The sequence below is a fragment of the Streptomyces sp. NBC_00459 genome (assembly GCF_036013955.1).
Classification (GTDB): Bacteria; Actinomycetota; Actinomycetes; order Streptomycetales; family Streptomycetaceae; genus Streptomyces.
Window position 1 is genome coordinate 1,320,136 of sequence record NZ_CP107903.1, and the last position, 24,249, is coordinate 1,344,384.

The following is a 24,249-nucleotide window of genomic DNA, read 5'->3' on the forward strand; positions in this document are numbered from 1 at the left end:
GACGACAACGCGGCTGGGAGTCCCCCCTCTGGGGGAGTGCGTGCCACGCCCCGCGGCCCAGGCGTGATCCAAACGACAGGCCCACACTGCTGAACGGCTGGAGGAGAGGTCCAGGGTGAGCATCAACGAAGATGTCTACGACGTGGTCGTCGTAGGGTCCGGCGGAGGTCTGGTCGGGGCGTATGTGGCGGCTTCGCGCGGCCTGCGCACGCTCGTCATCGAGAAGACCGACCGGGTGGGCGGCACCACCGCCTACTCCGGTGCCGGGCTCTGGTTCCCGGGCTCCGCGCCGCTCGACCGGGCCGGCGTCGAGAACGACGTCGAGAAGGCCCGGACGTATCTGCGCGGAATCGTCGACGACAGTTCCCGGGAGCGGCGCCAGGACGCCTATCTGCGGGCCGGCGCCCAGCTGATCGACGAGCTGGAGCGGAACCCGCGGTTCGGGTCCTTCGTGTACGGGCCGGTGCCTGAGTACTACGCGGCGGCTCCCGGCGCCTCCCCCGCCGGGCACACCGTCTTCCCGGCGGAGATTCCGGCCGCCGAACTGGGCGAGCACGCCCGGCTCGTGCGCAACCCCCTCCCGATGGAACGGTGGGGCCGCGACCAGGGTCCCGTGCTCAACGGAGGCCGCGCGCTGATCGGCAGGGCGCTGGCCGCGTTCCTGGAGACCGGCAACGGCACGATCCGGCTCGACACCGCGCTGGAGAGCCTCGTCGTCGAGGACGGCAGGGTCGTCGGCGTGCATGCCGTCAGCAAGGGTGAGCCCGTCCGGATCCGCGCCGAGCGGGGCGTGATCCTCGCCGCCGGCGGCTTCGAGCGTGACCCCGGGCTCCGCAAGCGGCACCAGCCGCCCCTCACCGGCGAGTGGTCCAACGGCGCGCCGGCCAACACCGGCGACGCCCTGCTGGCGGGGATGGCGGTCGGAGCCGCCACCGAACTGCTCGACCAGGCCTGGTGCGTACCGGGGCTCGTGTGGCCGGACGGTCTCCCGCTCTTCCACACGGGCACCCGGGGCGGAATCTGGGTCAACGCCGCGGGCGAACGCTTCATGAACGAGAACCTCCCCTACGACCAGGGCGGACGCTGGATCCTCCGTCTGCACACGACCACAGGCGTCTCGCACATCCCCGCCCACTGGGTGTTCGACCAGCGGCAGCTCGACCGGGACGGCTTCGGTGGCCCGGCCGACCAGCCGGTGAGCCCCGAGTGGTTCAAGTCGGGCGCGCTGAAGACGGCCGACACCCTTGAGGAACTGGCGAAACTGATCGACGTACCGTTCGAGGCACTGCGCAAGAGCATCGAGGAGTTCAACAGCTACGCGCCCACCGGAGTCGACGAACGGTTCCATCGCGGGGAGACACCCTGGGACCAGATCGCCAACCACGTGCTGGGCTTCCCCGCCCATCCCGAGCTGAGCTTCCCGGCACCGCCCACGACCGACTGGCCGAACCCGCTGCTGCCTCCGCTCGACACCCCGCCGTACTACGTGGCGACCATCCTTCCGTCCGACATCGGCACCAAGGGCGGACTGAAGACCGACGAGAACGCGCGGGTGCTGCGGCCGGACGGCAGCTCGATCGACGGGCTCTACGCGAGCGGGAACACCATGGCCGCGATGTCCGGACGTGTCTACCCGGGTGCGGGGACCCCGATCGGTTCCAGTCTCGCCTTCTCCTACCTCGCGGTGCTCGACATCATCGCCGGCGCGAAGGACTGACCCCACGGCTGTGCCCGGGACACCTGCCGTGTCCCGGGCACAGCCGCGTGTTCCCGTCCCCGTCCTCGTTCCCGTCCTCGTTCCCGTCCTCGTCCCCGTTCATGTTCGTGTTCGTGTTCAGGACGTGGCGATCAGTCGCGCGGCCAGGTGCAGGTCCGCCTCCGCCTGCTCGGTGGTGATCTCCTCGGTCAGCATGGCCACGAACAGACCCCACCAGCTGTAGACGAGCAGTCGCACCCTGCTGCGCGTGGTCTCCGCGTCCGCTCGGCATCCGAGCAGCTGCAACAGGCGCTGTCCCAGGGCTCTTTCGACGATGTCGAAGCGGGTCGGGACCACGCTCGCGTACTCGGTGAACGACGACAGCGCCACGGCCGACGCCAGCAGGGGGCTGGCCAGCAGCTTTCCGCTCAGCGCGACGAGCGTCCGCGCCACCTCCGTCGCCGGGTCGTGCGCGTCGGCGGCGGGAGAACCGGCGTCCCGGCCCCCGAGGAACTCCTCGATGTGCCATTCGAGGACGGACAGGAACAGACAGGGCTTGGACGGGAAGTAGCGGTACAGCGTGGCGATCGCGACGCCGGCCTCCCGGGCCACGTCCTGCATCTGCACCCGGGCGAGCCCGTCACGGGCGCCGAGGTCGGAGGCGGCGCGCAGAATGCGTACCTGGCGGGCGGCCTGGCGGCTCGACACCGGAGCGGCGGGGCGCCGAACCTCTGCGGGTCTGATCGCCACGTCGTCCCCCTGTCGTCGAGTCAGCCCACCGACGCAGACGCAGGTCAGGACTGATCCGGGCGGGTCAGGAAGGCCAGCACCGTGCTCTCCCAGGCCGCCTTCTGCTCGATCATGGCCCAGTGCCCGCAGTCGGGGAGGACGTGCAACTCGGCCTTGGGGATCGTGCGCATCGGCAGCAGCGCGTTGTCCAGCGGGGTGACCCGGTCGTCGCGGCCCCAGGTCAGCAGCGTGGGTACGGCGACCTTGTGGAGCGCCGCCCAGATGGGCTGGTCGGAGTGGGCCTGGGCGGCCATCATCCCGGCCATCGCCTGTCGGCCGTAGATGCGGCGGGACGCCTCCAGCGTCGCCGGGTCGGTGGCGCTCGCCCAGCGCTCCTCGATCAGTTCGTCGGTGAGGAGGGCGGGGTCGTGGACCATCGACCGCAGCCACTGCACGAGGTTGTCCCGGGTGGGGTTCTCGGTGAACTCCACCAGCAGGTTGAGCCCTTCGCTGGGCGCCGGGGAGAGGATGTTGCGGCCCACTCCCCCGATGGTCACGACCCTGCGGAACAGGTCCTTGTGGGCGACCGCGAGGCCCACTGCCACGAACCCGCCCATGGAGTTCCCGACGACGTCCACCCGGTCGAGCCCGAGGCCTTCGAGGAAGCGCAGTACGGCCTTCGGGGCCGCCGCCATCGGGTTCTCGTCGGTCGGGTCGCTCACGCCGAAGCCGGGGAACTCCAGGACGAGCGTGCGGAAGTGCTGGGCGAACACGGGCAGGTTGCCCCGGTAGTTGCGCCAGCCGGTCACACCGGGCCCCGACCCGTGCAGCAGGAGCAGCGGCGGTCCGTCGCCCGCCTCGTGGTAGCGCAGCACACCCTCGTCGGTGGGGAGTTCGCGCAGGGTGTTCTCGTACGTCAGGGAGGTGAGTGTCATGGCTGCACGGTGGCATCGGGACGGCGGCCCTCGCCGGTGGGCTCCCGATCAGTGGGACGGTCCCGGCGGAGGGCGGCGCGGGCTGTCTAGCGTCGTGGGCGTAGCGATGCCGGGGGCTCTCGGGCCGCCCGGACCTGATCAATGCGAGGGGAGGACCTGATGGGTGTTCGCTCACTCGGGTACCTGCGTCTGGAGTCCAACGACATCGACAAGTGGAAGGCCTTCGGGGGCGACTTCCTCGGTCTGATGCCCGTCGAGGGTGGTGATCCCGAGTCCCTCCACTTCCGGATGGACGACTATCCGGCCCGGATCGTGGTCTCTCCGGGGGCCCAGCCCGGGATGACGGCGCTGGGCTTCGAGGTTCTCGACGAGCGGGAGCTGGCGGGGCTGGTCGCGGACGTCGAGAAGGCCGGCATCAAGGTGACCGCCGGTACCGAGGTCGAGGCGGCGGCCCGGAAGGTCACGGGCTTCGTCAAGTTCAACGACCCGGGCGGCAACCCGGTCGAGCTGTTCTACGGCACGACGCTCGACCATGTGCCGGTGCAGACCCCGCTGGTGTCGGGCTTCGTCACCGGCGACATGGGCTTCGGGCACGCCATCATCTCCGCCGAGGACGCTCGGGGCACGTTCGAGTTCTACGTCAACGTGCTGGGCTTCATCGAGCGGAACACGATGCGCTCACCGGGCGGCACGACCTGGTTCATGGGCTGCAACCCCCGGCACCACACCCTCGGGGTGACGCCGATGCCCGGTCCGGGACGGCTGCTGCACTTCATGGTCGAGGGCGCGACGCTGGACGACGTGGGGCGCGCGCTGGACCGGGCGGGGAAGTACGAGGTCCCGATGATGCACACGCTGGGCAAGCACACCAACGACCACATGGTGTCGTTCTACGTCTGGTCGCCGGAGAACTACGCCGTCGAGTTCGGCTGGAACGGGCTGAAGGTGCCCGAGCCGGTGCCCGTCTACGAGATCACCGACGGCGCGTTCTGGGGTCACCACTTCACGCCGCCGCCGATGCCGGGCGGCTGAACGCACACGCAGGGCGGAGCCCCACGGTCCCTGGACCGTGGGGCTCAGTTGTCGTACGGGAGGTCATTCGACGGTGATCGCCCGTTCCGGGCAGGCCGACTCCCCGTCGCGGGCGGCCTGTTCAAGGTCTCCGGGGACCTCGTCGTCGAAGGGCCGCGCGTAGCCGTCCTCGTCCAGACGGAACAGTCCGGGCGCCGCCGCCGCGCATCGCGCGTGTCCCGAGCAGGACGACGTATCGATGGTGATCTTCACGAACCACTCCTGTTCTACGGCTTGTTGGTCGACCCGGCGTCGACGGTGAACTGCAGGCCGGTGACGTATCTCGCCTCCTCCGAGGCGAGGAACAGGACCGCGTTCGACACGTCCCGGGGTTCCACGCACGGGGCGTGGGTGTTCATCGCGGCGAGGGCGAACATCGGTTCCCGCGCGGCGAGTTCGTCGATCGGCACGCCGACGGTGATGCCTGTGCCGCTGACGCCGGTGGGGTGGACGGTGTTCACCCGGATGCGGTGCGTGCCGAGTTCGTTGGAGAGGGCCTTCATCAGGCCGACCACACCGTGCTTGGCGGCGACGTAGTGGGCGTACGGCACATGGCCGCGGATTCCGGCCGCCGAGCTGATCATGATGATCGAGCCGCCGTCGCCCGCCTCGATCATCCCCGGGAGCGCTGCCCTTGCCGTGTTCCAGGCGCCCTTGAGGTTGACGTCGACGACGACGTCCCAGGCCTCCTCGGACAGCTGCCAGGCGGAACCCGAGCTCATGACGCCCGCGTTGGCGACGACCACGTCGAGGCGCCCGAACTCCTCGTGCGCGGCGTCGACGGAGGCCCGCATCTCGGTGATCGAGCGGACGTCGGCCTGGACGGCGACGCACCGCCGGCCCGTCGCCCGTACCAACTCGGCGGTCTCCTCCAGCTGTTCCTTCGACGCGAGCGAGTAGGGCAGCTCGTCGCTGATGTCGTGGCAGACGTCGGTGACGACGATGTCCGCGCCCTCCTCCGCCAGCCGTACGGCGTGGGAGCGGCCCTGTCCGCGCGCCGCACCCGTGATGAGCGCGACCTTGTTATCGACTCGCCCCATGGCAGCCTCACTTCTCCGAGTGGTCGGTCAGGTCGGTCGGACCGGTCGGGTTCGTCAGATCCTCGGCGGCCTCGCGCAGAGCGCGCAGCCGCCGCTGGAGGAGTTCGCGCTCGGCCTCGTCGTCGGCGCCGAGTCCGGCGAGGCGTACGTCCGTATCGGCGATCTCCGTGTGGAGCCTGCCGTGGGCCTCCTCGCGGGTGAGCAGGTCCAGGTCGGTCCAGTCGGACCGCTCGGACTCCGGCCGCCTGCTCATGCGGGGAGGTTGTAGAGGCGGCGGGCGTTCAGCTCCACGATCTTGTGCACCTCGTCGTCCGGTACGTCGGCGAGGACCTCGGCGGCGTAGGCGCGGCTCTTGGGCCAGTACGAGTCGGAGTGGGGGTAGTCGCACTCCCAGGTGATCTTGTCGACGCCGACGTGGTGGCGGACCTCGACGCCGAAACGGTCGTCGATGAAGCAGCCGTGGAAGTGCTTGTGGAACAGCTCGGAGGGCCGCACGCTCTGGTTGACGTTCTGGTAGAAGCGGTGCCTCTCCCAGGTGCCGTCACTGCGCTCCAGCAGGTACGGGATCCAGCCGATGCCGCCCTCGGACAGCCCGATCTTCAGCTTGGGATGCCTGTGGAGCACCGGGGAGAAGAGCAGGTCGGCGGTGGCGTACATGGCGTTGGTGCCGAACAGGGCGATCGTCACCGCGAACGGGGCTTCCTCGGCCGTCTTCGGCGCCTTGCCCGAGGTGCCGAAGTGCAGGCACAGCGGCATGTCGGTCTCCTCCGCCGCCGAGAACACCGGGTCCCAGTGGTCGGTGTGGAAGGAGGGCAGACCTCGCGGTGCCGGGTTCTCCGGGAAGGAGATCGCCTTGGCGCCCTTGGCGGCGGTCCGGTGGATCTCGGCGACACAGGCCTCGACGTCCCACAGCGGCAGGATCACCAGGGGGACGAGACGGCCGGGCGCGGTGGCGCACCACTCATCGAGCACGAAGTCGTTCCACGCCTTGACGCACAGCAGCGCGAGTTCACGGTCCTTGCCGTCCATGAAGACGTGGCCCGAGAACCCCGGGAAGGACGGGAAGCACAACGCCCCCCAGACCCCGTCGAGGTCCATGTCGCGCAGGCGTGCCTTCGGGTCGTAGCAGCCCGGGATCATCTCGTCGTAGCGCGTCGGTTCGAGGCCGAACTCCTCGGGGTTCTTGCCGGCCACGGCGTTGAGGCCGATGTAGGGGTAGATCCGGTCCTCGTAGACCCACACCTCGGCGGGTGCCTGGCCCTCTCCGCGCGGTTGCTCGACGCTCCGGGGGCCCGCCTCCCGGTACTTCGCGGGCAGCCGGTCGGACCACAGTCGTGGGGGCTCGATCAGGTGATCGTCGGTCGACAGCAACTTCATCCATGGCTGCAACGGCATCCTTGCGCTCCCTCGGTCTCGGAGACTCTCCAGCATCACCGCATTGCGTGTACTGATCAGGTCTCACTCAGTGGAAGTAGGGCATGAAACCCCTTGCTTCTCACGAATCATGGATGTGAGCCAGATCCCTTCACAGAGATTCAGGATACTCTTTTATTCGACGGAAGGAGACCCCATGGGTCGAGTGCAGGACAAGGTCGTCTTCATCACGGGGGCGGCACGCGGCCAGGGCCGGGCCCAGGCGATCCGGCTCGCCGCGGAGGGCGCCGACATCATCGCGGTGGACCTCTGCGAGGACATCGCCACCAACGGCTACGCGCTGGCCACCGAGGCCGACCTGGAAGAGACGGTGCGTCAGGTCGAGAAGCTCGGGCGGCGCATCGTCGCCCGCAAGGCCGACGTGCGCGAACCGGCGGCTCTCAAGGCTGCCGTGACCGAGGGGGTTGCCGAACTCGGGCGACTCGACGCGGTGATCGCCCAGGCCGGTATCTGTCCGCTGGGCCCCGGTCAGAGCGCGCAGGCCTTCCTGGACGCCGTCACCGTCGACTTCAACGGGGTGGTCCACGCCGTCGACGCGGCACTCCCCCATCTGCCCGACGGCGCCTCGATCGTGGCCACCGGGTCCATCGCCGGGCTGATCCCGGCGACCACGGACAACCCGGCCAACGGTCCGGGCGGCCTGGGCTACTCCTTCGCCAAGCGCCAAGTGGCCTCGTTCGTGCATGACTTGGCGACGGTGCTCGCGTCCCGGCGGATCCGGGTGAACGCGCTGCACCCGACGAACGTCAACACGGACATGCTCAACAGCGACCTCATGTACCGCTCGTTCCGCCCCGACCTGGAGAACCCGACCCGCGAGGACGCGCTGCCGAGCTTCCCCGCGACGACCGGCTTCGGGATCCCCTACGTCGAGCCCGAGGACATCGCGGACACCGTCCTCTTCCTCGTATCCGACGAGTCCCGTTATGTCACCGGCATGCAGATGCGTGTCGACGCGGCGGGCTACGTCAAGCGGCGCCCCCAACTGCCCACCTTCTGAACGGGGTTCACGCAACTGGCGTTCATGCCGCGCCTGCGCCCGTCATGTCGATGACCACCTTCCCGGTGGTCCGGCGTTCCGCGACGTCGGTCAGGGCGGCGGCCACCTCGGCGAGGGGGTGAACGCGTGAGACGAGCGGGCGCATTCCGTCGCGGACCATCGCCGCGAGCGCCCGGTCGCCGGCGGCCACCGCGTCCGGGGCGTACTGGCGCAGCATGCGGATCTCGAAGCCCCGTACGACCGCGTCCTTGAGCAGGACCAGGTTCAGCGGTATCCGCGGGATCTTCCCGTCTGCGTAGCCCACGGTGACGAACCGGCCGCCCCGCCTCAGTGCGCGCAGGGCGGCCTCGGCGTGGTCGCCGCCCACCGGGTCGACCACGAGATGGGCGCCGCCGTCGGTCAGTTCACGGATCCGGGTCTTCAGGTCCTCGCGGACGTAGTCCACGCCCGTCACCGCCCCGAGCTTTCGGGCGACCGTCAGGCGCTCCTGACTCGACGCCGCCGCGACCACGCGCATCCCGAGCCGGGTCGCGACGTCGACGGCCGCCGAGCCGACCCCGCCCGCGGCACCGAGCACCGCAGCCCACTCCCCCTCCTCGCCCCGCCCGACGGTCGTCAGGGCGTGATAGGCGGTCGCATAGGTCACGTGGAACGCGGCGGCGTGGACCATGTCGAGTCCTTCGGGGACGGGACGCAGGCCCGACACGGGCACCACGACCTGCTCGGCGAAGGCCCCGGTGAGCACCGCCCCGGCCACGGGTGAGCCCACGGGAGGGCCGGACACCCCGGGCCCCAGCGCGGTCACGACGCCGGCGAACTCGCTGCCGGGCGTGAACGGCAGGGGCGCGGGGACCTGGTAGCGGTCCGCCACGAGCAGCACATCGGGGAAGTTGACGGCCGCCGCGTGCACCCGGACCAGCACCTCTCCCGGGCCGGGTTCGAGGTCGCCGAGCTCGACGACCGACAGCCCTGCCGGCGGCCCGTACTCCGTACAGCGTGCGGCTCTCATCGTGTCCTCTCGACAGTGGGCATCGCCGGGTCCCGGGGCAGGCCCAGTACCTGCTCGGCGATGGTGTTGCGCTGGATCTCGGCGGTGCCCGCGCCGATCGACGAGGCCCGGGTGCGCAGGAAGCCCCACGCCCACCGTCCGCGCTGGACGGCGTGCGGATCGCGGCGGCCGAGGATGCCGTACGCACCCAGCAACTCCAGCGCGAATTCGTGCAGTTCCTGTTCGAAGGTCACGATGAAGAGCCGTGACGTCGAGGACGCCGGTCCGGGTTCGCCCTTCGTCATGATGTCGGCGATGGTCCGCATGCCGGTCAGGCGCATGATCCGCACGCGGATCTCGAAGTCGGCGAGGCGGTCGCGCACCAGGGGGTCCGCCGTCGCGCCGCGCTCGCGCGCCAGCTCGATCAGTTCGTCGAGGACGCGCCGGTACAGAGCCGCCTGGTTCATCGCGCCGGCCGCGCGTTCGTGGCCGAGGCTCGTCCGTACGAGGGGCCAGCCGCCGTTCTCCGGGCCGATCCGGTCGGCCACCGGCACGCGTACGTCGTCGAAGAAGATCTCGCAGAAGTGCGCGTCCCCGGTCAGGTCCCGCAGCGGGCGCACGCTCACGCCAGGGGCGCGCGCGTCGATCAGCAGGTAACTGATGCCGTCCTGGCGGGAGTCGGGCGGTCCCGTGCGGACCAGGGTGAAGAGGATGTCGGCGATGTCGGCCGAACTGTTCCACATCTTCTGCCCGTTGACGACGTACACGGCACCGGGGTCGTCTGGTCCGCCGCCCTCCCGTCGCGCGGTCGTCCGCAGTGCGGGCAGGTCCGAGCCGGCCTCCGGTTCCGAATAGCCCTGTGCCCATACGGAGTCGCCGCGCAGCATGGGGCGCAGGAAACGCTCCTTCTGTTCGGGGGTGCCGTACTTGACGAGGGTCGGCGCCGCGATACCGAGGCCGGTACCGAGTGGTCCGGGCACCCGGGCTCGCGCGTACTCCTCCTGGTAGACCACCTGTTGGGCGAAATCCAGTTCCATGCCGCCGTATTCGCGCGGCCAGCTCGGACCGGCGTATCCGGCGTCGAACAGGGTGGCCAGCCAGGCCTTCCGCCACGACAGGCGCTCGGCGGGGTCCTTCGGGCGGCGGCCGGGGTGATGGTCCGTCAGAAAGGTGCGCAGGCCCGCCCGGAACTCCTCGTCGGTGGGTGCCTCCTGGGCCGGTGCGGTCACCTCGGCGCCATGCGGATGGCGCCGTCGAGGCGGACGGTCTGGCCGTTGAGGTAGGAGTTCTCCAGCATCTCGACGGCGAGGCGCGCGTAGTCGTCCGGGGTGCCGAGACGCTTGGGGTGCGGGACGGACGCGGCGAGTCCCTCGCGGATGTCCTCGCGGAGCCGGCCGAGCATGGGGGTGTCCATGACGCCCGGCGCGATGGTGTTCACCCGGATCTGCCAACTGGCCAGGTCACGGGCGGCGACCAGGGTGATGCCGTGTACGCCGGCCTTGGCGGCGGTGTAGGAGGTCTGGCCGATCTGGCCGTCGAACGCGGCGACCGACGCGGTCAGGACCACCGCACCACGGTCGCCGTCGACGACGTCGTTGGCGGCGAGCCGGGCGGCGGCCAGGCGCAGTACGTTGTAGGTGCCGATCAGGTTGACCCGTACGACCTCGGCGAACGTGTCGAGTTCGCCGGGGTTGCGGTCGCGGTCGATGATCCGGGTGCGGTCGCCGCCGCGGCCCGCGCAGTGCACGACGAAGCGCAGCGGGCCGAGTTCGGCGGCGGCGTCGAGGGCGGTGGTGACCGCGGCCTCGTCGATGACGTCGGCGCGGACGAAGCGGGCGGCGTCACCGAGGTCGGCGACCGCCTTGACGCCCTGTTCCTCGGAGATGTCGGCGAGGACGACCCTGCCGCCGCGCTCGATGATCCGGCGGGCGGTGGCCAGGCCGAGGCCGGAGGCGCCTCCGGTGACCAGTGCCGATGAACCGTCGATGTTCATTTCCCACTCCTCACGGGACACTTCTTGAATGGGACGGGTCTTGGATGGGACGGGTCTTGGATGGGGGCGGGTCCTGAGGGGACTGGTCCTGAATGGGAAAGGGTCACAGTCCCAGGGATTTGCTGATGATGGTCTTCAGGACCTCGCTGGTGCCGCCGTAGATACGGGTCACCCTGGCGTCCGCGTACAGGCGTGCGATCGGTGATTCGAGGATGTAGCCGTAGCCGCCGTGCAGTTGGAGGCAGCGGTCGACGACCCGGCCCTGTGTCTCGGTGCAGAACAGCTTGGTCCTGGCCGCGTCGACCGGACTCAGTTCGCCGGTGACGAGCGCCGCGACCGCCGCGTCCAGCAGGGTCTGGGCGGCCGTCAACTCGGTGTCCAGGGAGGCGAGTTCGAACTTCGTGTTCTGGAAGTGGGCGACCGGTTTCCCGAAGACGGTCCGGTCGCGTACGTAGGTGACGGTCAGGTCGATCGCGGCGCGGGCCTGGGCGACCGCGCCGACCGCGATGGCCAGCCGTTCCTGGGCCAGGTTGCGGCCGAGGAGGGAGAACGCCGCGCCCTCCTCGCCGAGCAGGTTGGCGACGGGGACGCGGACGCCGGCGAAGGACAGCTCAACGGTGTCCTGGACGTGGAGGCCGATCTTCTCCAGCTTGCGCCCGACGGTGAACCCGGGCGTTCCCTTCTCCACCACCAGCAGGGACAGTCCGGCACGCCGGTTGGCCGGATCGGTGGCGGTGCGGGCCACGACGATCACCAGGTCGGCGTGGTGGCCGCCGGTGATGAACGTCTTCGCCCCGTCGAGGACGTAGTGGTCACCGTCTCGGACGGCCTTCGTCGTGACCCCGGCCAGGTCCGAGCCGGTGCCGGGTTCGCTCATCGCGACCGCGGTGTACAGCTCGCCCGAGGCCAGCCCCGGGAACCAGCGGGCCCGCTGTTCGGCGTTGGCCAGCCCCGTGAAGTACGGGACGACCACGTCGAGGTGGGTGCGCAGGCCGCCCAGTGTCACGCCGGCGCGGGCGCACTCCTCCTGGATGACGACGTTGAAGCGGTAGTCGTCCGAGCCGCCTCCGCCGTACTCCTCGGGGATCGCCGTACCGATGATGCCGAGCTTGCCGAGTGCGGTGAACAGCTCACGGGGGACGAGTGCGGCGCGGCGCCAGTCCTCGTACACCGGGAGCACTTCGCGGGTGATGAAGTCACGGACCAGGAGACGGAAGTCCTCGTGATCCTGTTCGAACAGGGTCCGGCGCATCACAGCTCCTTCAGTGGACCCTATTCAGTATACGTAATTGCCTTCCTCGGTCCAGGGTGATCAGGAAAGTGGCAGTACATGGCTATGCATGACCGCTTCCTTGTCAGTGCCACCAGGGAATGAGTGCATCCAAATGCCGTCCCATCCGGTGGCGGGCGACCCCCGCGTCGCCCTGCACGATCGCGTCGAGGATGCGCTGGTGCACGTGCTGGACCTCCTCGGCGGCCGTGTCACCGGGCAGCGGACGGTCGTGGCCTGAGGCGTGCCGGCGGAAGAGTTCGGTGATGATGGAGAGGAAGAGCGACAGCACCGGATTGTCGGCCAGGGCAGCCAGTTCGGAGTGGAACAGGTCGGCCTTGCGGAGTTCGTCGGCCGGACCCTCGGTGGGCCACCGGACGGCCTTCGTGAGGCGTTCGACGACCTCGGTGTCGCCTCCGGCGTGCCGGGCGGTCACCCTGGCGATGATGCCGAGTTCGATGGCGTTGCGGACGATCCGCAGGTCGTCGGCCGTGACGCCCTGGTATTCGAGGAAGAGGGCCATCGTGTCGATGCTGGCCTGCGGTTCCGGCGCGGTGACGACCAGTCCGCCGCCGGGACCCCGGCGCATACGGGCGACCGAGTGGTACTCCAGGAGCCGCACGGCCTCCCGCAGCACGGCGCGGCTGACGCCGTAGCGGGCCAGCAGGTCGGCCTCCGAGCCGAGCACCATGCCGATCTGCCAGCCACGCGCGGCGATGTCGTCGTGGATCCGGGCGGCCAGCACTTCGGCGAGCTTGGCACGCAGGCCCTCGACGAGTTCGGGCTCGATCACGTTCCCCGAGATCCGCTGCCCGCGATGCACCCGGTGCTTCTCGATCCAGGCGGCGACCGACTCCAGATGGGCGGTGAGTTCGGTCTGCGCGCGGGCGCCGTCGTCGGCGATGACGGCCTCGACGACCGCGCGGTGGGCCCGGTGCGAGGTCTCCTTCGCCGCGTGCATCTCGGCCTTGGTGACCCGGCGGGAGGTGTGCGCGTACCGGGCCGTGAGGCGGGTGAGCACATCGACGAACAGGTGCAGCACCGGGTTTCCCGACAACTGGCCGAGCACCGGGTGCAGCGGGTCCTGCGAATGGACCGACGGGTCGTCCCAGTGGGCGAGTTCGCTGTCGAGCGTGGCGCGGAGGGTGGCGATGCCCTCTTCGGTGATGCGGTCCGCGGCGAGGCCCGCGGCGATCGGTTCGAGGAGCTGACGGGCCTGAAGGAGGTCGGTGACGCTGGTGCCGACGTACTCCAGGTAGATCACCATGGCCCTGGTCGCCGGTCCCGCGTCGGGGGCGCAGACGATCAGGCCGCCGTTCGGGCCGCGCCGCATCCGGGCGACCTGGTGGTGCTCGACCAGCCGTACCGCCTCGCGCAGCACCGCGCGGCTCACCCCGAGGCGTTCACGGAGGTCCACCTCCGAGCCCAGGGACTCGCCGACGGGCCAGCCCTGGCGGATCACGGTCGCCTCGATACGGTGCGCGGTCTGTGCGGCCAGTTTGCCGACCGGGACACCGGTCTCGCCGTCGGCGGGTTCGCGGTCGACGGCAGTCGCCATGGGGCCAACTCCTCAGAGGGGATATTGCGGATCCCCAGTCTATTCGTCGGTGGCGCGGGTGACGTGCGGGTCGGGTACCTGACACCGAGATCGGGTGCCTGTTTTCGTTCTCGCTCCTGGTCTCTGGCGGAAGCCAGTCGATACAATTAGAGTACCCTCATTTTGAGATCGTGCGCATGACGACGACACCTAGGAGCCGGCAGCGATGCGACTGGAGCCCACACCCGAACTCGAGGCGTTCCGGAGGAAGGTGCGGGCCTTCGTCGCCGAGCACGCGCCCGGGGTGAAGACCCACTCCGGTGTGCGCGCACCCGAGCCCGCGCTGATGCCGGCGATCAGGGAGTGGACCGCGAAGCTGTACGAGGCGGGCTTCCTCGGGATCGACTGGCCCGTGGAGTACGGCGGCCGGCCCGACGCCCATCCCCTGGAACCGTTCGTCGTCGCCGAGGAGATCGCCCGCGCCCGCACCTGGCCGCCTGTCGGCGCGGCCTCGCTGGCCTCGGGCGCCCTGCTCGACTTCGGCACCGACGCGCAGCGGGCACGTTTCCTGCCCCGTATCCGCGCCTGCGAGGACGTGTGGTGCCAGCTGTTCAGCGAGCCGGAGGCGGGCAGTGATCTGGCCTCGCTGCGGACCCGGGCGCGCCGGGAGGGCGGAGCCGACGACGACGTGTTCGTCGTCGACGGCCAGAAGGTGTGGACGACCAACGGCCAGCACGCCGACATGGGGTACCTGTTGGCGCGCACCGACGATGCCGCGCCCAGGCACAGGGGAATCACCGCGTTCGCGCTGGACATGCGCAGCCCGGGGGTCGACATCCGGCCGCTGCGCGAGATCACCGGGACCACCGACTTCAACGAGGTCTTCCTCGACGGCGCCCGGATTCCGGCCGCGAACGTCATCGGCCGGGTGAACGACGGCTGGCGGGTGGCGATGAGCAGCCTCGGGCGCGAGCGTTCCGGAGTGGCCGCGCGCGGCGCCGAGTTGTTCGCCGTACTGGACGATCTGCTGCGGCTCGCGGAGGAGACGCCGGTCGGTGGCCGGCCCGCGGTGGAGGACTCCGCCACCCGGCAGGCGATCGGGGAGCTGGCGGCGCGGGTGCAGGTGAACGCGGCGATGATCTCGCTGGCGCAGTCGCGGATGCTGCACGGTACGGAGGGGGTCGGTGACGCCCTGCTGGGCAAGATCTTCTTCAGTGAACTCAACCATGATCTGGCCGAGTTCGGGCTGCGGCTGCAAGGGACTGACGGATTGCTCGCCGAGGGTGACGCCGAGGTTGTGGCAGGTGGGTGGTGGCAGGACGCGCATCTGTACTCGCGGGCGTACACGATTGCTGGTGGGGCGAACGAGGTGTTGCGTACGCAGTTTGCTGAGCGGGGGTTGGGGTTGCCCCGCTAGCTGGTAGTGACGCGATGTGTTGTTTTCGGCTGCTACGCCGTCGTGGCTGATCGCGCATTTCCCCGCGCCCCTAAAAGCTCCAGGCGCCCTTCTCAGTCACAGCAGCTCGATGATCGTCGCGTTTGCCGTGCCGCCGCCCTCGCACATCGTTTGGAGGCCGTACCGCAGGCCCTCTTGGCGCATCCTCGCCAGTAGCCGTGTCATCAGGATGGCGCCCGAGCCGCCCAGCGGGTGACCCACGCCGATCGCGCCACCCAGGGGGTTGAGGCGTTCGGGGTCGGCGCCTGTCTCGGCGAGCCAGGCCAACGGGACCGGGGCGAATGCCTCGTTGACCTCGTACACGCCCATGTCCTCGATGGACAGCCCGGAGCGGCGCAGTACCTTCTCGGTCGCGGGGATGGGGCCCAGGAGCATGGTGATCGGGTCCGCGCCGCTCACCGCGCCGGTGTGGTAGCGGGCGATCGGGGTGAGGCCGAGGTCGCGGGCGCGCTCCGGGGTGGTGATGAGCAGGGCGGCTGCGCCGTCGGAGATCTGGGAGGCGTTTCCGGCGTGGATCACGCCGTCCTCCTTGAACGAGGGCTTCAGCTTGGCCAGTGTGTCGGGGGTCGTGCCGCGTCGCAGGCCCTCGTCGACGGTGAACCTGGTGCCGTCGACCTCGATCGGCACGATGTGGTCGTCGAAGACGCCCGAGTCGATCGCGGCGGCGGCCTTGGCATGCGAGGCGGAGGCGAACTCGTCGAGCCGGTGGCGGCTCAACTTCCAGCGTTCGGCGATGAGTTCGGCTCCGACGCCCTGGCTGAACTCGAACCCGTCGTAGCGGGCGACGGCGGCAGGTCCGTACGGCTGTCCCGTGGTCCGGTGCGAGCCGAGCGGCACCCGGCTCATGGTCTCGACGCCGCCCGCCACCACCAGGTCGTACTGGCCCGACATGACGGCGTGCGCGGCCTGGTCGACCGCCTGTTGGCTGGAGCCGCAGGCCCGGTTGACCGTGACGGCCGGTACGTGTTCGGGCCAGCCGGCGGCGAGCACGGCGAACCTCCCGACGTTGCTGGACTGGTCGCCGACCTGGGTGACGCAGCCCCAGACCACGTCGTCCACCGTGCCGGGGTCGATTCCGGTGCGCTCGGCGAGGGCCTTGAGCACCTCGGCCGACAGATCCGCCGCGTGCACCGGCGCCAGCGAGCCGTTGCGCTTGCCGATCGGGGCGCGTACGGCGTCGACGATGACGGCGTCTCGCATGGGGAAAGTCCTCTCAGTCGGTGGAGAATTGCGCTGCGGCGCCGCTGGCCAGCAGCGCGTCGATGCCGTCGACCTGCCAGTCCCGGAATACGGCGCGGGTGTCCGCGCCGACCGCGGGTGCGGTCGTCGCCGGGCGGGTCGGGGTGTCCGAGAAGCGTGGTGCGGCGGCCGGCTGGACGACGCCGTCCGGTGCGGTCAGGGTGGCGCGCGCGGCCAGGTGGGGGTGACCTGCCGCCTCGGTGAGACTCAGGACCGGGGCCACACAGGCGTCGGTCCCCTCGAACAGTGCCGCCCACTCGTCCCGTGTGCGCTCGGCGAACCGCTTCTCCAGCAGTTTCCTCAGCTGCGGCCAGGTCGAACGGTCGTGCTGGCGGTCGGGGTCGACGCCCAGGTCGAGGAGTTCGACCAGACGCCGGTAGAACTTGCGCTCCAGCGCGCCGACGGCCACATGGCGGCCGTCCCGGGTCTCGTACACGGCGTAGAAGGGCCAGCCTCCGTCGAAGCGGTTGACCCCGCGCTCGTCGCTCCACTCGCCGCGCCCGAGCTTGGCAAAGGTGCTGGCGAGGAGGTGGGCGGTGCCGTCGACGATGGCCGCGTCGACGACCTGGCCCCGGCCGGTGCGCTCGGCTGCGTACAGCGCGGCCAGGACGCCGATCACGAGGTAGCAGCCGCCGCCCCCGAAGTCGCCGACGAGGTTGAGCGGGATGCGCGGCGGCCCGCCCGCCTCCCCGATCGCGCCGAGCGCGCCCGTCAGCGCGATGTAGGTGATGTCGTGTCCGGCGGCGGTGGCCAGCGGCCCGTCCTGGCCCCAGCCGGTCATCCGGCCGTAGACCAGACGGGCGTTACGGGCCAGGCAGTCGTGCGGCCCGATGCCCAGCCGTTCGGTGACTCCGGGGCGGAACCCCTCGATCAACACGTCGGCCCGCTCGACGAGTTGGAGGAGCGCGGCGGCTCCGGCCGGGTGCTTCAGGTCGAGTACGACCGACCGTTTCCCCCGGTTGAGCACGTCCGCCGGTCCGCCGGCGTCCGGTTCGTCCGCCCGCCCGGGCCGGTCCACCCGGACGACCTCCGCCCCGAGGTCGGCGAGCAGCATCCCGGCGAACGGCCCGGGTCCGATGCCACCGAGTTCGACCACCCGGCAGCCGGTCAGAGGTCCCGTCGTCATGGTCGCCCTCCCCCCACTCAACTCAATTACGGACACTTAATTTCGACGGCGTGCGTCGATGTCAACGGCCCTTCCAGACCGCCGCCCGCTTCTCCGCGAACGCGGCGGCGCCCTCCCGGGCGTCCTCCGACCGGAAGACGGGAGCGGAGATCTCGAACTGCCGCGCCCATCCCTCCTCCAGCGACCAGTCCGTGGCATGGCTCGCGATCTCCTTGGTGGCCGCGACGGCGAGGGGACCGTTCGCCGCGATCGTCGCGGCGAGTGCGAGGGCGCCGTCGAGTGCGCCACCCTCGTCCGTGAGCCGGTTGACCAGGCCGATCTCGGCCGCCCGTACGGCGCTGATCGGTTCGCCGGTCAGCAGTAGTTCCAGCGCGACGACGTACGGGATCCGGCGCGGGAGGTGGAGGGCCGCGCCGGCGCGGGCGACCAGGGACCGCCGCACCTCGGGGACGCCCAGCCGTGCCGTGCGGGAGGCGACCACCAGGTCGCAGGCCAACAGGAGTTCGAAGCCGCCGGCCAGGGCCCAGCCCTCGACCGCGGCGACCAGCGGTTTGCGCGGCGGGGTCAGGGTGATCCCGCACAGGCCCCGGCCCTCGATCGCGGGGGACTCGCCCCGCAGCCAGGCCTTGAGGTCCATCCCGGCCGAGAACGTGCCACCGGCGCCTGTGAGCACACCCGCCCGCAAGTCGTCCGACTCGTCCAACTCGTCGACCGCCGCCGCCACTCCGGCGGCCACCCCCGCGTCGAGCGCGTTCTTCACCGCCGGGCGGTTGATCGTGATGACCTGAACCGCGCCACGGCGCTCCACCAGCACCTCGTCGGACACGTCTACCTCCTCGAATCGTTCGACTGATCGCCGGTCACGGCGAATCGGGCCAGTTCATGGGCGACCATGCCGTCCAGGTCGTCGGCGGGCGGTGCCGGGAGGCCGACGGCACGCTGGCGGGTCGGCAGTAGGACTACGGCCGTACCTGGCGTGGTCACCTCACCGCGCTGGTTCTCGCACCGCACCTCGATGTGCACCTCGGCCCGCCCGTCCAGCCGCCGTTTGTCGACGACCGTGCCGCGCACCCACGTGGTGTCGCCCAGATAGTTGAACTTGCGGTGCTCGCACCGCAGTTTCCACAGCCAGCCGTCGTCGCCGATCCAGTCGGTGAGCAGATGGCACAGCCAGGTCTCGCGCATCCCGCCGTAGTCGTACGGGTTCGGCAGCCCGAGTTCCTTCGCCCGCGCGGGTTCCCAGTGCAGCCGCTGCACGGTGTCCGGGATGTTCAACGGGTTCGGCGGATACAGCCCCGGGGCCTTGCGCCGGACGCGCGCGGCGATCCCGAAGGCGCCGGGCGGGGTGAGCTGCATGCCCCAGCCCAGATGCCAGACGACGACGTCCGTGGTGGTGAGCGGCCCCTTCACCCGGGGCTGGAGTTCGTCGCCGATCCCGACGTCCTCCCAGAAGCGGGGCTCGGCACCGCGCCGGGTCTCGGCCGCGTAGGCAGCGTCGATCTCGGCCAACTGCTCTGCTGTGTAGGGCTCCTGGGCCAGATGCTCCTTGGCGCGCTTTTTCGACGTGTGCCGTTCGGCGTTGATCCAGGTGCCCCGGCGCAGGGCGTGCATCTCGCCGCGCCCGTTGGCGTAGAGGTAGTCGCGGACGACGTGTGCCGTGCGCCCGCCGAAGCTGCTGGGCTTGAGGTGGACGCCCACCTGGGTCTGCAACACCCGGCACCGGTCGCCCAGTCGGAGCGGGCGCCACCACTCGAACTCCATCACCGCCTGATAGGAACCGAGCCCGGCGAAGGGGTCGCCCTTGAGCAGCGCCCTGGTCTCGGGGTCGGGCTTCGGGGCGGCGTCCTCCCCCATCGTGTAGAGGAAGGTGGGCGGTGCGACGAGCGAGCCCCAGCGGGTCCGGGCAGCGTGCTCCGGGTCGCAGTACAGGGGGTTGTCGTCGCCGTAGCCGTACGCGAAGTGGCGTACGCCGTCCCAGGTCACCTCGTGGTTGTGCGGGGGGTTGTGCTGGGGCTGGGGGACGCCCAGGCGCCGGCGGGAGCGCTCGACGGCCTCGTCGGTCAGTACGCCGAACCGCTCGGCGGGCTTCTCGGACGTACCCGCTTGGTTCTCTGCCCGCGTATCCGTCATCGCTGTTCCTCCTTGACGCGCTCCTGCTGTGCGAGCCGGGCGCTGACCAGTTCCAGCAGTTCCACGCGGCTGACCTTGCTCGACGGGGTCCGGGGCAGCGCGTCGACGACGACGATGTGCGCCGGGATCTCGTACGGGGTGAGCCGGGTCCGGCAGAAGGCGACGAGTTCGCCGGTGTCCGGGGCGGGCAGGTCCGGTTCGGTCTCGACCGCCGCGACCGGTACCTCGCCGAGTCTCGGGTCCGGGAATCCCGCGACTGCCGCCTCGCGGACGGCGGGGTGGGTCTCCAGGACGCGCTGGACGGTCTCCGGCTGCACCTTGAAGCCGCCGCGGATGATGGCGTCGTCCGCGCGGCCCTCGATCCAGACGAACCCGTCGGCGTCGATCCGGGCGAGATCGCTGGTCCGTGTCCAGGCCCGGCCGCCCCGGGTGCTCTGCTCGGTGCGGACCTCCAGGGTGCCGGGTCTGCCGACGGGCAGCTCGGTGCCGTCCTCGCCGGTCACCCTCAGTTCGACGCCGGCGAAGGCGCGTCCCGCGCTGCCCGCCTTCCGCTGCCACCACCGCTCGTGCAACGGCAGCGTCCAGCCCACCACGGCTCCGGCGAACTCCGTGGCTCCGTAGGTCATGAGGACGGGAATGCCGTACGTGCGAAAGAACGCGTCGGCGAGTTCCGCCGGGCAGGGGGCGGTGCCGGAGGTGACGACCTGGAGGCTCGCCAGCCGTTCCCCGGGGACGCCCGCGTCGAGCACGGCGCGGATGGCGGCCGGTACCAGGCTCGCCGCCCGCAGCCGGTGCCGCTGCACTGCGCCCACCCAGGGTTCGACGGCGAACCTGGGCATGAGAAGCATGCGGCGCCCGGTCGCGAGACAGGCGAGCGCCCGCCACAGTCCGCTGATGTGCACGAGCGGGGTGGCCACGAGCGCCGCCGAGCGCGACAGCAGGCGCGCGTCCTTCGGGGTCTGGCCGCCGGAGACGAGGGCCTGGTCGAGTTGTCCGACGCGCAGGTGTACGCGTTTCGGCGGGCCCGTGGTACCCGAGGTGAGCATCTCCACGGCGATGTCCGGGCCGGCGAGGGGCGCCCCTGCCGACGGCGTGCCGCCCGCAAGCTTGATGATGCCGTCGGTGCCCGCCTCCAGGGCCGCGCCGTGAGCGGTCACCGTGCTCGACACGCCCTCGCGGGCCAGGACTTCGGCGCCTGCGACGACGACGGGTGGCTCGCAGCGCGCGATGTCGGCAGCCAGCCGCGCGGCGGGCTGCAGCGGGCTCAGCATCACCAGGCAGCGCCCGGAGGCGAGCACCGCGGCGACGACGGCCACGTGCTCGGGCCGGTTCTCCAGGACAACGCCGACGCGAGCGCCGGAAGGAAGTCCCAGCGCGTCGAGCGCGTCGACGACACCGCGCGCGGTCTCCTGGATCTGCCCCCAGGTCCACCACTCGCCCTCGTACTCGATCGCCTCGGCGTCGGCGGGGGCCTCGGTCAGCAGCCGGGACAGGCGGTCGCGAATTCCCACGGGAGCAGCCTTTCGTCACCAGGCCAATAAAGTATACTCAATTGATGATCATTTGCTTCCGCACCCGCACTCTGCCGCCACAAGTGACAAAAACCACGTGATTCAGTGACCTGAAATAGCTCAGATTCCGACCAGGTCGGCCAGCCGGGCCCGGTGTGCGGCCGGGCTGCCGAAGAGCTGCTCCGACGACTTCGCGCGCTTCAGGTACAGGTGCGCGTCGTGTTCCCACGTGTAGCCGATGCCGCCGTGGATCTGGATGTTCTCCTTGGCGGCATGGGTGAAGGCGTCCGCGCAGTACGCGGCGGCGAGCGCGGCGGACACCGGCAGTTCGTCCGGTTCCCCGGCCGCCACGGACATCGCGCGGTAGGCCGCCGAGCGGGCGGCCTCGACCTGGAGCAGCATGTCGGCGCACTTGTGCTTGACCGCTTGGAACGACCCGATGGGACGGCCGAACTGGACCCGGATCCTCGCGTACCGCACCGCGGCGTCCAGGCATGCCTGCGCCCCGCCGACCTGCTCGGCGGCCAGGGCAACGGCCACGAGGTCGACGACGGTCCGCAGATACGCCGTGGCATCACCATCCGGACCGACCCGCACCGCGGGCACCCCGTCGAGGTCGATCCGCGCCAGACGCCGCGTCGGGTCGAGCGCCTCCAGCCGGCTGCGGGTCACGCCGGTCGCGGCGCCGTCCACGGCGTACAGCCCAGGGCCCGTGTCCGCGCGGGCGGTCACGAGGAGCAGGTCGGCACTGTGGCCGTCGACGACGAACATCTTCGTGCCCGAAACCCGCCAGCCCGTGTCGCCCTTTTCGGCGCGCGTCGCCGAGGCCGTCACGTCCTCGACCCGCCACGACCCGCCCGCCTCGGCCAGCGCCAGGGTGCCGCTCAGCGAACCGTCCGCGATCCCGGGCAGCCAGCGCGCCTTCGCCGTGTCGTCGCCGGACGCGGTGAGGGCCTGGCCGGCGAGGGCCACGGTGGCGAAGTACGGCGAGGGCAGCAGGACCCGCCCCAGCTCCTCCAGGACGATCCCCAACTCGACCGGGCCGCCGCCGAAACCGCCGTACTCCTCCGGCAACGCGATTCCGTGCAGGCCGAGTTGGGCCGCCATCCGGCGCCCGAGCTCCGGGTCGTGGCCCTCCTCCGACTCCATCGAGCGGCGCACCGCCTCGCTCGGCGCCTTGTCCGACAGGAAGCGGCGCAGCGTCGAACGGAGTGCCTCGTGCTCCTCGGTGAAGGTGGTGAAGGTCGGTGCCACGTACGTCGTGTCCTTCTCTGTCAGTGAGGCAACTGTCACTGGGAGGTCTGTTGGGGCGTCCGTTGGGGCGTCTTCGACCGCAGGTAGGCGGCGAAGTCGGGCATCCGGGCGCGGTCCACGATCTCTATGCGCAGGCCGGAGGGAGCCAGGTGGTAGGCGAAGATCGACGGTTCTCCGTCGATCACGGCGCAGGCCTCCAGGGCGAAGCCCGCCTCCACCAGTCTTTTCGACGTCGCCGGGACGTCGTCGCAGAAGTAGCCGAGGTGGTGCGTGGCGATGTGTGCGGCAGCAGTCCACGGTGTCCCGGGGATCTCCTGGACGAGTTCGATGTGCGGGGCGTCGAGCGAGTACGCGTAGCGCAGAGGCAGTACGCGTTCGCCGTCGGCGAGGCGGACCGGCAGTTCGGCGTACATGGTCTCGGTCCACCGATAGCCCGCGACCTCGGTCAGCCGGGCCTTCCACTCGTCGACGTCCGGGACGACGATCCCCGTGTGGTAGAGGTCGGCCGCACCGAGCGGACGGTCCGTCGCGCCGCTCACCAGGCGAGCCTGAGCTGCTTGATGCCGTACATGTTGCCGTGCGCCTCGATGTCCTGGCCGGGTTCGACCTCGTAGTCGGGGATGCGCCGGTGCCATTCCTCGACCGCCACGTTGAGTTCGAGGCGGGCGAGATGCGAGCCGAGGCAGCGGTGGGGGCCCGAGCCGAAGGCGATGTGGTTGGTGGTCTCCCGGTGCAGGTCCACTTCCAGCGGGTTGTCGTACCGTCCGGGATCGCGGTTGGTGACCGCGACCGGGAGCATCACCATGTCGCCGGCCCGGACCGGGCAGCCGCCGATCTCGACGTCCCGCGTCGCCTTGCGGGCCGGGACGACGGGTGAGTAGACACGCAGGATCTCCTCCACGGCGGTGGAGATGAGCGAGGGGTCGGCGACGATCGCCCGGCGCTGCTCGGGGTGCGTGGCGAAGTGGTAGAGCGCCCAGCCGACCGAGATCGGGACGGTGTCGAAGCCCGCCTGGAAGAACAGGACGCAGAACGCGTGCATGTCCCGGTCACTGATCTTCTCACCGTCGATCGTCCAGGTCATCGCGCGTGACAGCAGGTCGTCGCGCGGGGCCTCGCGGCGCAGGGCGATCTGCTCGTCGAAGTAGTCCGACACGGCGTTCATGGCCGTCAACTGCCGCTGCCCGTCCGGGTCTTCGCCGTAGGTGAGGTGCAGCAGGTCGTGTGTCCAGTGGAGGAACTGGCCGAGGTCCTCCTCGGGCAGACCCATCAGGTCCATGAAGATCCGGGTCGGGAACTGGCGGGCGAAGGCGTCGAGGACGTCTGCGCTGCCGGCGCCCTTCAGGCCGTCGATCAGGTCGCCGGCGATCTTCCGGATCTTCGGCTCGTCGGCTGCGGCGGCCTTCGGGGAGAAGTGCTTGCCCAACAGCCGTCGCCACTCGGTGTGCTGGGGCGGGTCCAGCATCTCCGGGATCCACAGGAACCTCGGGTTCGGGTTGAGCACCGTCACCGACTCGCTGGAGAAGGTCCGCCAGTCCTGGAGGGCCCGCTGGATCGCCTCGCTCTCGGTGACGACCCAGTAGCCTTGCGCGATGGTGCTCCGGAACCCGGAGTGGGTGACGGCGAGTTCGTCCCAGCGCTGTTGATGGCTGAGCACCGGTCCGCTGAGCCGGTTGTCGAAGTGGTAGGCGGGGACTCCCTCGTGGGTTCCCTCGGGTTCGAGTGTCGTGCTCATCACGGCTCCTCTCGTCGTACGTTCGTCACGTCGTCCGCCGTCACGCCGTACGGGGGGTCATGTCGTACGGGGCATGTCGTACGGGGCATGTCGTACGCGGGGCAG

The 24,249-nt window shown here is 70.5% G+C and carries 23 protein-coding genes; 4 read left to right on the plus strand and 19 right to left on the minus strand.

Going from position 1 to position 24,249, the window contains the following annotated elements:
- Positions 1-115 precede the first annotated feature (115 nt).
- On the plus strand, positions 116-1,717 hold the full coding sequence (locus tag OHN74_RS05545; RefSeq protein WP_327693413.1) for an FAD-dependent oxidoreductase: 1,602 nt from the start codon (positions 116-118) through the stop codon (positions 1,715-1,717).
- Positions 1,718-1,834: 117 nt separating this feature from the next.
- Here the strand turns inward: OHN74_RS05545 and OHN74_RS05550 are convergent, their stop codons facing one another.
- On the minus strand, positions 1,835-2,446 hold the full coding sequence (locus tag OHN74_RS05550) for a TetR family transcriptional regulator (protein WP_327693414.1): 612 nt from the start codon (positions 2,444-2,446) through the stop codon (positions 1,835-1,837).
- A gap of 44 nt (positions 2,447-2,490) precedes the next feature.
- The gene (locus OHN74_RS05555) at positions 2,491-3,360 is read right to left on the minus strand and encodes an alpha/beta fold hydrolase (protein ID WP_327693415.1); all 870 of its coding nucleotides are present in this window, start codon (positions 3,358-3,360) and stop codon (positions 2,491-2,493) included.
- A gap of 159 nt (positions 3,361-3,519) precedes the next feature.
- On the opposite strand from OHN74_RS05555, the gene OHN74_RS05560 reads away from it, so the two are divergent.
- Positions 3,520-4,392, plus strand: coding sequence for a VOC family protein (locus OHN74_RS05560; RefSeq protein ID WP_327693416.1), 873 nt, complete (start codon positions 3,520-3,522; stop codon positions 4,390-4,392).
- Between the two features lie 63 nt (positions 4,393-4,455).
- Here OHN74_RS05560 and OHN74_RS05565 read toward each other — a convergent pair whose 3' ends face one another.
- From OHN74_RS05565 to OHN74_RS05580, 4 genes are read right to left on the minus strand one after another with little or no spacing between them, the layout of a single operon-like run.
- Positions 4,456-4,644, minus strand: a complete 189-nt coding sequence (locus OHN74_RS05565; protein WP_327693417.1) for a ferredoxin — start codon at positions 4,642-4,644, stop codon at positions 4,456-4,458.
- A 14-nt stretch (positions 4,645-4,658) separates the two neighbouring features.
- Complete coding sequence (locus OHN74_RS05570) at positions 4,659-5,471, minus strand: mycofactocin-coupled SDR family oxidoreductase (RefSeq protein WP_327693418.1); 813 nt, start codon at positions 5,469-5,471, stop codon at positions 4,659-4,661.
- Positions 5,472-5,478: 7 nt separating this feature from the next.
- Entirely contained in the window at positions 5,479-5,724 is a 246-nt protein-coding gene (locus OHN74_RS05575) for a hypothetical protein (protein WP_327693419.1), read from the minus strand.
- Positions 5,721-6,866 (minus strand): amidohydrolase family protein, encoded by a 1,146-nt coding sequence (locus OHN74_RS05580; RefSeq protein WP_327693421.1) that lies wholly within the window; start codon positions 6,864-6,866, stop codon positions 5,721-5,723. Before OHN74_RS05580 ends, OHN74_RS05575 begins: the two co-directional genes overlap by 4 nt.
- Before the next feature lie 175 nt (positions 6,867-7,041).
- On the opposite strand from OHN74_RS05580, the gene OHN74_RS05585 reads away from it, so the two are divergent.
- Positions 7,042-7,905 (plus strand): mycofactocin-coupled SDR family oxidoreductase, encoded by an 864-nt coding sequence (locus tag OHN74_RS05585; protein ID WP_327693422.1) that lies wholly within the window; start codon positions 7,042-7,044, stop codon positions 7,903-7,905.
- A 22-nt stretch (positions 7,906-7,927) separates the two neighbouring features.
- On the opposite strand, the gene OHN74_RS05590 is transcribed toward OHN74_RS05585, so the two are convergent.
- From OHN74_RS05590 to OHN74_RS05610, 5 genes are all read right to left on the minus strand, one after another.
- Positions 7,928-8,914 (minus strand): NADPH:quinone oxidoreductase family protein, encoded by a 987-nt coding sequence (locus tag OHN74_RS05590; protein WP_327693423.1) that lies wholly within the window; start codon positions 8,912-8,914, stop codon positions 7,928-7,930.
- The gene (locus OHN74_RS05595) at positions 8,911-10,122 is read right to left on the minus strand and encodes an acyl-CoA dehydrogenase family protein (protein ID WP_327693424.1); all 1,212 of its coding nucleotides are present in this window, start codon (positions 10,120-10,122) and stop codon (positions 8,911-8,913) included. Before OHN74_RS05595 ends, OHN74_RS05590 begins: the two co-directional genes overlap by 4 nt.
- On the minus strand, positions 10,119-10,886 hold the full coding sequence (locus tag OHN74_RS05600; protein WP_327693425.1) for an SDR family NAD(P)-dependent oxidoreductase: 768 nt from the start codon (positions 10,884-10,886) through the stop codon (positions 10,119-10,121). The genes OHN74_RS05595 and OHN74_RS05600 overlap by 4 nt, the downstream gene beginning before the upstream one ends.
- A 103-nt stretch (positions 10,887-10,989) precedes the next feature.
- A complete protein-coding gene (locus tag OHN74_RS05605) occupies positions 10,990-12,138 on the minus strand; it encodes an acyl-CoA dehydrogenase family protein (RefSeq protein WP_327693426.1) in 1,149 nt (382 codons plus the stop codon).
- A 103-nt stretch (positions 12,139-12,241) separates the two neighbouring features.
- Positions 12,242-13,714, minus strand: a complete 1,473-nt coding sequence (locus OHN74_RS05610; RefSeq protein WP_327693427.1) for a FadR/GntR family transcriptional regulator — start codon at positions 13,712-13,714, stop codon at positions 12,242-12,244.
- A gap of 205 nt (positions 13,715-13,919) precedes the next feature.
- On the opposite strand from OHN74_RS05610, the gene OHN74_RS05615 reads away from it, so the two are divergent.
- Positions 13,920-15,110, plus strand: coding sequence for an acyl-CoA dehydrogenase family protein (locus tag OHN74_RS05615; protein ID WP_327693428.1), 1,191 nt, complete (start codon positions 13,920-13,922; stop codon positions 15,108-15,110).
- Between the two features lie 96 nt (positions 15,111-15,206).
- On the opposite strand, the gene OHN74_RS05620 is transcribed toward OHN74_RS05615, so the two are convergent.
- From OHN74_RS05620 to OHN74_RS05655, 8 genes are all read right to left on the minus strand, one after another.
- The gene (locus OHN74_RS05620) at positions 15,207-16,349 is read right to left on the minus strand and encodes a thiolase family protein (RefSeq protein ID WP_327693429.1); all 1,143 of its coding nucleotides are present in this window, start codon (positions 16,347-16,349) and stop codon (positions 15,207-15,209) included.
- A 13-nt stretch (positions 16,350-16,362) separates the two neighbouring features.
- Positions 16,363-17,514 carry a CaiB/BaiF CoA transferase family protein gene (locus OHN74_RS05625; protein WP_327693430.1) on the minus strand — a complete coding sequence of 384 codons (1,152 nt, stop codon included), beginning with the start codon at positions 17,512-17,514 and terminating at the stop codon, positions 16,363-16,365.
- A 61-nt stretch (positions 17,515-17,575) separates the two neighbouring features.
- The gene (locus tag OHN74_RS05630; RefSeq protein WP_327693431.1) at positions 17,576-18,340 is read right to left on the minus strand and encodes a crotonase/enoyl-CoA hydratase family protein; all 765 of its coding nucleotides are present in this window, start codon (positions 18,338-18,340) and stop codon (positions 17,576-17,578) included.
- Positions 18,341-18,342: 2 nt separating this feature from the next.
- On the minus strand, positions 18,343-19,644 hold the full coding sequence (locus tag OHN74_RS05635) for an FAS1-like dehydratase domain-containing protein (RefSeq protein ID WP_327693432.1): 1,302 nt from the start codon (positions 19,642-19,644) through the stop codon (positions 18,343-18,345).
- On the minus strand, positions 19,641-21,155 hold the full coding sequence (locus OHN74_RS05640) for a class I adenylate-forming enzyme family protein (RefSeq protein ID WP_327693433.1): 1,515 nt from the start codon (positions 21,153-21,155) through the stop codon (positions 19,641-19,643). The genes OHN74_RS05635 and OHN74_RS05640 overlap by 4 nt, the downstream gene beginning before the upstream one ends.
- A 120-nt stretch (positions 21,156-21,275) precedes the next feature.
- Positions 21,276-22,409 (minus strand): acyl-CoA dehydrogenase family protein, encoded by a 1,134-nt coding sequence (locus OHN74_RS05645; RefSeq protein ID WP_327693434.1) that lies wholly within the window; start codon positions 22,407-22,409, stop codon positions 21,276-21,278.
- A 35-nt stretch (positions 22,410-22,444) separates the two neighbouring features.
- Positions 22,445-22,948 (minus strand): VOC family protein, encoded by a 504-nt coding sequence (locus OHN74_RS05650; protein WP_327693435.1) that lies wholly within the window; start codon positions 22,946-22,948, stop codon positions 22,445-22,447.
- Complete coding sequence (locus OHN74_RS05655) at positions 22,945-24,144, minus strand: cytochrome P450 (protein ID WP_327693436.1); 1,200 nt, start codon at positions 24,142-24,144, stop codon at positions 22,945-22,947. Before OHN74_RS05655 ends, OHN74_RS05650 begins: the two co-directional genes overlap by 4 nt.
- Positions 24,145-24,249: the final 105 nt, after the last annotated feature.